This is a genomic window from Nostoc cf. edaphicum LEGE 07299 (assembly GCF_015207245.1).
Lineage (GTDB): Bacteria > Cyanobacteriota > Cyanobacteriia > Cyanobacteriales > Nostocaceae > Nostoc > Nostoc edaphicum_B.
On the sequence record NZ_JADEXF010000201.1, the window covers coordinates 1 to 6,541 of the forward strand.

Annotated in this window: 6 protein-coding genes and 1 pseudogene; 4 read left to right on the forward strand and 3 right to left on the reverse strand. The window is 42.1% G+C overall.

Going from position 1 to position 6,541, the window contains the following annotated elements:
- Positions 1-159: 159 nt before the first annotated feature.
- From rsmI to IQ229_RS08130, 3 genes and pseudogenes are all read right to left on the reverse strand, one after another.
- The gene (rsmI, locus tag IQ229_RS08120) at positions 160-1,020 is read right to left on the reverse strand and encodes a 16S rRNA (cytidine(1402)-2'-O)-methyltransferase (protein ID WP_194042779.1); all 861 of its coding nucleotides are present in this window, start codon (positions 1,018-1,020) and stop codon (positions 160-162) included.
- Positions 1,021-1,260: 240 nt separating this feature from the next.
- Positions 1,261-1,352: pseudogene (locus IQ229_RS08125) on the reverse strand (IS1 family transposase); the annotation flags it as partial.
- Positions 1,353-1,419: 67 nt separating this feature from the next.
- Positions 1,420-3,360 carry a heavy metal translocating P-type ATPase gene (locus tag IQ229_RS08130; protein WP_194042781.1) on the reverse strand — a complete coding sequence of 647 codons (1,941 nt, stop codon included), beginning with the start codon at positions 3,358-3,360 and terminating at the stop codon, positions 1,420-1,422.
- A 300-nt stretch (positions 3,361-3,660) separates the two neighbouring features.
- Between IQ229_RS08130 and IQ229_RS08135 the strand changes: the two genes are divergently transcribed.
- The 4 genes from IQ229_RS08135 to IQ229_RS08150 form a co-directional block, all read left to right on the forward strand.
- Entirely contained in the window at positions 3,661-4,572 is a 912-nt protein-coding gene (locus IQ229_RS08135; RefSeq protein WP_228013295.1) for a hypothetical protein, read from the forward strand.
- Between the two features lie 16 nt (positions 4,573-4,588).
- Complete coding sequence (locus IQ229_RS08140) at positions 4,589-4,936, forward strand: STAS-like domain-containing protein (RefSeq protein WP_194042783.1); 348 nt, start codon at positions 4,589-4,591, stop codon at positions 4,934-4,936.
- 3 nt (positions 4,937-4,939) lie between these two features.
- Complete coding sequence (locus IQ229_RS08145) at positions 4,940-5,545, forward strand: hypothetical protein (protein WP_194042785.1); 606 nt, start codon at positions 4,940-4,942, stop codon at positions 5,543-5,545.
- A 113-nt stretch (positions 5,546-5,658) separates the two neighbouring features.
- The coding region (locus IQ229_RS08150) for a precorrin-8X methylmutase (protein WP_194042787.1) at positions 5,659-6,541 on the forward strand (883 nt) is incomplete at its 3' end.

Sequence of the window (6,541 nt, forward strand, 5' to 3'; positions counted from 1 at the left end):
AAGCTAACCGCCTTCTGTATGAAGCACTGCGTGTAGCTTCCGTCCTTATATGGCTACGCGTAGCATCTTGTAGAGAAGGACACAAAAAGAAGAAAGAAAAAAGAAATATATACTTTTCACATCTAGATTTTTGATTTTCAAAAAAGCGATATCAGCCGTTCAAGGCTCAGGGCTGGAGACTATAGAAAGAGCTAGTTGATATAGTTGGCGACGGGGAAGGGAAGTAAATTTTGCTAACTGACGGCTAGCTTGCGATCGCGATATTCCTTGACTAATTAACTGTTTCAATTCGGCTTTCAATTCTTCTTCTGTCAGTTGGGGTTGACTGGCTGGAATTCCCGCGACTACTAATGTATATTCACCTTGGGGTTCTCGTTGAGTGTAGTAAGCGATCGCTTCGGCAATTGTCCCCCGCCAAAATTCCTCATACAATTTAGTTAACTCGCGTCCTAGCACAATTTGGCGATCGCTTCCCCAAACAAGAGCTAAGTCTTGCAAAGTATCTCGCAAACGGTGCGGCGATTCATAGAAAATCAAGGTGCGAGATTCTGTTTGCAGAGATTCTAAATGTTCTTGTCTCTGTTGAGTTTTCGCCGGGAGAAAGCCTTCAAAGACAAATCGATCTGTTGGTAATCCGGCTGCACTCAAAGCGGTAATTGCTGCACTAGCGCCAGGAATGGGAACTACAGGAATTCTCGCCTCAATACAGGCTTTCACCAGTTCATATCCAGGATCGGAAATACCTGGCATCCCCGCATCACTCACCAGAGCGATCGCTTTATTATTAACTAAATGCTCTAATAATTCTGGAATACGACTGGTACGATTGTGTTCGTGGTAACTCACCTGGGGTGTTTTAACTTGAAAATGCTGTAGCAGTTTCCCTGTGTGACGCGTGTCTTCCGCAGCAATGATATCCACAGTTTGCAAAATTCGCACTGCCCGAAAGGTGATATCTTCCAGGTTGCCAATTGGTGTCCCGACAACGTAAAGTGTTCCTGGTTTTGGATCGGTTTGCATGAGTAAGAGTTAGGAGTTAGGAGTTAGAAGTTAAAAGTTAAGAAGTCAAAATAATAATTTACGTCTAAGAGGATGTTTGAAAAGTCATGAGCGATGTATCAAATATTTTTTACCCCTCCCCTTTACAAGCGGAGGGAACCAGATTTTTCTTGTTTCCCCCCTTTGCAAGGGGGGATTAAGGGGGGTAATAATGCGATTAAAATCACAGTCAACCACTTTTCAAACAACCTCTAATGTGAATTGAGTATTGACCACACTCCATACCCAAATTTTGTTTTTTTTGACCCGATGAAAGTTTCTAATTCATCAATTTCAGTGATTTCGGGTATTTCTGGTCTTTTAAGACGCGATAAATCGTGTCTCTACATCTGGATTTTGTTGCTCATCTTGCGTCATATCTTATTTCAATAATCTTAGTCCACTGAGGGTAACTAATACTGTGGAACCTTCATGACCAATGACGCCGATGGGTAAGTTAATATTTCCTAGAAAGTTGCCGACTAAAAGCAACATAATGAAACTCAACGCTACAACTATATTTTGTTTTACTATGGCTTGCGATCGCCTGCCCAAATGTATCGCTACAGCAATTTTTTCTAACCTGTCTGCCATCAGTACAATATCTGCGGTTTCTAATGCCACATCGCTACCAGATACTCCCATCGCTATACCCACAGATGCTTGCGCTAAAGCTGGTGCATCATTGATTCCATCGCCTACCATTGCAACTGTTTGATATTGTTGCTGTAAACGGCGAATAACATTCAGCTTATCTTCTGGTAAAAGTTGAGCATACACCCGATCGATTCCTACTGCTTTGGCGACACTGTGAGCAGTTTCTTCATTATCCCCGGTTAACATGACAATTTGTTCAACTCCCAGTTTCTTTAATCGGTTAATGGTTGCTGCTGCTTCAACTCTTACCCGATCTGCGATCGCAATTACACCCATCACCTCTGCTCCTCTGCCCCCCTGCTCCTCTGCTCCCCTGCCTTCCTGCGCTACCCAAACCACAGTTTTACCTTCTTGCTCCCAAGATTGAACTATTTCTTGCAATTCTTCAGGTAAATTTGTTACATACTTTTGTAAAAAAATTGCATTCCCGACAATTACTTGTTGTTCTTGAGCAATTCCGACAATTCCCTGTCCCGGTATAGCTTGCACTTGCATTGCAGCAACCCAATCTAAATCACCAGCCGCCTGCACAATTGCCTTACCGATGGGATGTTCGGAAGATGCTTCGACACTTGCAGCAGTTTTTAATACATCATCTCTAGTGTATTTGCTAACTGAAACAACCTGGAATACCTGCACCTGCCCTGTTGTAAGAGTACCAGTTTTATCAAATGCGATCGCTCGGACTTTGCCAATCTTCTCCAACTGCGCTCCATTTTTAAACAAAATCCCCTGTCTTGCACCATTGGCGATTCCTGAAAGCAGGGTGGGCATAATTGCAGCCATCAATGCACAAGGAGAAGCCACCACAAGGAAGGTAAGAGCGCGATAAATTGTTGTTTCCCAATCCCAACCCCAAAGAAATGGGGGTAAAGTTGCCAGTAATATTCCAACTACTACAATGACTTTGGCATATCCTTTCTCAAAGCGATCGATAAACTCTTGGGAAGGTGGTGCTTCTGTTTGCGCTTGTTCTACCAAACGAATTACACGCTGAATCAAACTGCTTTGGGCTGGTTTGTGTACTTTAATTTGCAATGCACCATAGCCGTTGAGTGTACCGGCAAATACCTCTTCGCCCACTGTTTTTTCTACAGGTAAAGACTCGCCTGTAATCGCAGCTTGATTGAGGGTGCTGTAACCAGATAAAATTATCCCATCAGTAGGAATTAACTCTCCGGGTTTGATGACAATCTCATCACCCACTTTTAACTGACTAATAGGAATTTCTTCTTCTCTTCCTTGAAGTAAAACTCTTGCTGTATCTGGTGTTAGGCTCATCAAACTGCGGATACTCCGCTCAGTTCGCTGCATTGCATAGCCTTCTAATGCGCCACTGATGGCAAAGATCAGAATCAAAATTGCCCCATCAATAATTAGATGATATTCTCTTCGCCATAAGCCGAGACTAGCAGCACCAATGGCGGCGACAATCATCAGCAAATCGACATCGAGTTCTTTTTCTTTGAAGAGGGTAGTCAATCCTTCCCGCGCACTTTCGTAACCACCAATTACATAAGCGGCAGGTAGTAGCAGGAATGCCAATCCCAACCAACCGAGATGCAAGGCGAACCATCCGAAAAGTAACAGTAAGCCACACAAAAGGGCGGCTACGGTATCTGTGTGTTCTCTGGTGAATTGGCCCAAACGTTGGGGGTAGAGCATGAGAGGTGAATTAATAAGGACTCTCTCACGCTAAACCTTGACATTGATGTTAATGTCAAGCCTTAGAATGAATTTGAAACGTAGAGTGAGTAGGTTTGCAGAGTGATTTTCTATGTTAATGTGTGTTTTATTCTGAGTATGGTGTGCTAATTTGTAAATCTTCAAATTTTTTATCAGAGGATGAAAGTGATTGCCTGTGACACGCTTTGCAATCGCAAAAAAGCGCTAAATAATGTTGATACCAGTGTTAAAGTTCAAGATACAAATAAATAATAAATATCTGTAATAGTTGGAGTTATCTTGCTGTTAGAGACTAAAAACCAACCAAATTTAATTCTTTATGTAACCACAATTGATGACAATCTTTATCATTTTAATAAGTTATTCAAACTTAGGGATGAAATTGAGCAGCTACCCCAAGATTGCTTAAATATCAAGGTAGATTTTCACTACTGTGAATTTTTGGGACACTACGGCGTTGCTTTTTTGGGGGGACTATTCCGTTTTATCGAAGCTCGTGGCGGCTCTCTCGCTTTCGATTGGAATACACTTCCAGAGAAAATTAGTATGAACTTGGCTCAGAATGGCTTCCTGTGTGATTTTGGTTGTGACAGGAAACCCTGGGACGGCAACTCCATACCTTACCGGAATGATCTTCATCAAGATTTTTATGCCATTGCAGATTACCTGAAATATAATTGGCTGGGCAAAGATTGGGTCAATATCAGTCCAAGACTACAAGATGCAATTACAGGGCGAGTCTTAGAGATATATTTTAATGCATTTGATCATAGTCAATCTGCTATGGGGGTGTTCAGCTGCGGTCAGCATTATCCCAAGCTTGGTTTTCTTCATCTGACGGTCATCGACTTTGGTATTGGTATCCCTACTAGTGTTCGCTCTCTACCTCAGAACCTAGACAAGACTGCTAATGAGGCTCTACAGTGGGCGTTCGAGCCTGGAAATAGCACTAAGCAAGACAGTATCTCGCGTGGCGCAGGCTTAAATTTATTGCAGGAGTTCATCGTAAAAAATCATGGAAACCTTACAATTTTTAGTAATGACGGATATGTCAACATAGGCGATAATATTATATATGAGAACAAATGTACTAATTTCAGAGGAACCTTAATTAATATTGCACTTCGCTGTGATGAATCTTACTACTGCCTAGCAACTGAAGCTCATCAACTTAAGAAGCGGTTATTTTAAAGAGGGAGATAGAGGAATGGCATACAAAATTTTTGATCTTGTCGGAAAATACGCCATCAGCGCTGAGAGTGGGCAGAAGGTATACGACCAGATTCATCCAGTTCTGCTTGCTGGCAACCCTGTAGAATTAGATTTTACTGGAGTTCAGGTCTTTGCTTCTCCTTTTTTCAACTTTGCGATCGGTCATCTCTTGAAAGATATTCCAGCAGATAACCTTAATCAACTGGTTGAGTTCACCGCTATAAGTTCTGAGGGGTGGAATGTTCTTGAGCGTGTGATTGCCAATGCAAAGCATTACTATTCCGATGAGCAATTTCGTAATGCGGTTGATGCAGCGATCGCAGATCAGGCTGCAACTTTTTAAAGCATGGTGGTCAACCTTAGAATTCAAGCTGATATCATCGACATCAAAACTGATAATCCCCAGCAGGGTGATATTTTCCTTGTAGATACCAACGTTTGGTTTTGGCAGACTTATACAAAAACATCCAAATTCAGCATTTATGTCAAATATATTAATCAAGCTCTCTTAAATGGAGCCACGCTGACCTACTCTGGGCTAATTTTAGCTGAACTGGCTCATATAATTGAAAAAACTGAATATGAGATTTATAAAAAATTGTATAGATTTTTGCCACTTAAAGAGTACCGTCATAATTACCCAAATGAACGGATGAACGTTGTTGCCGAAGTGCAGTCAGCTTGGAGTCAGGTTAAAGCACTTGCTGTTCCTGTTGATCTGACAGTAGATGATGCAACAACCGATGCAGCGCTAAACAGATTTCAAACTCAAGCTGTTGATGGCTATGACTTACTACTTCTCGAAGCTATTAGCAGAGCAGGAGCAGGAAAAATTAAAATTATTACACATGACATGGATTATGCTGTTGTTCCAGATATTCAGGTATTTACAAGCAACAACAACGTTATCCAAGAAGCTAATAGACAGAAAAAATTATTGGTTAGCAGGTAGTTTAACTAAGCTAGGTTAGAAGCGTAGACACGCAGTGGCTTGTCGTCAGATATCACCTTTTCTAAACGCCCCCTCGACAATAATTAACCTTTATTAAGACGTAATTCGTGGAAATCAAAAGTAGCGAACTGACAATTAAGCAGTTAACGCACTTGGTAGGCGGCGGTTTAACTCCGCGGATGGTGCGTCATTATCATCAATTGGGACTGCTACCGCAACCAGTGCGATCGCGCAGCAATTACCGCCTCTACACCAAAAAAGATGTTCTCCGGTTACAACGGATTGTCGCACTCAAACAGCAAGGGTTTCAGCTAAACCATATCCGCAATATTTTGGAAGTGGAACCAGAAGCCGACACAACGGTTAACCTCATGGGACAACTCCAGCAGCAATATCGCGCGGTGATGCAACAAATTTCTCAACTGCGACAAACTGCATCAGCATTAGAGGGATTATTGGGGCGCGATCGCCATTGTCAAATTATCCAGGCGGAAGTTTTGGCACAACTCAAGTTACTTGATGTTGAAACCCAAGCTGGATTGGGAGGATTGGAAAATCTCTGGAGTGGCTTGGATGCTGAAATTCATACCCACTCGGAAGCTTTTACTGAATCGCTACAACGCTTATTACCTGATCTGTCTCACCGTTCGGAAATTGAACAACACTTAATTTCTCAGTTGGTTTTGGCTTGTGGCGATGTCAGTTTGCTGTCCTTTATTAAATTGAGTCGAGATGCGATCGCAGCTAGTCGAGAAGCTTTATCTTCAAGTTGTCAAATTGTTGTCGATACTCAAACGGTTGCAGCTGCTTTAGATCAAACCCGATTACTTCACTTAGGATGCCGCACCGAAACCTTAATTGATAATCCCCATATTACCACCGCCACTGAAGCCGAAGTTGCTTTTTGGCAACATCAAGAATGGCGAGAAAAATTGCTGCAAGTAAGTAATGGTTGTGTGCTGGTAGTTGGTTATGCTCCCTCAGTACTTCTGGAAG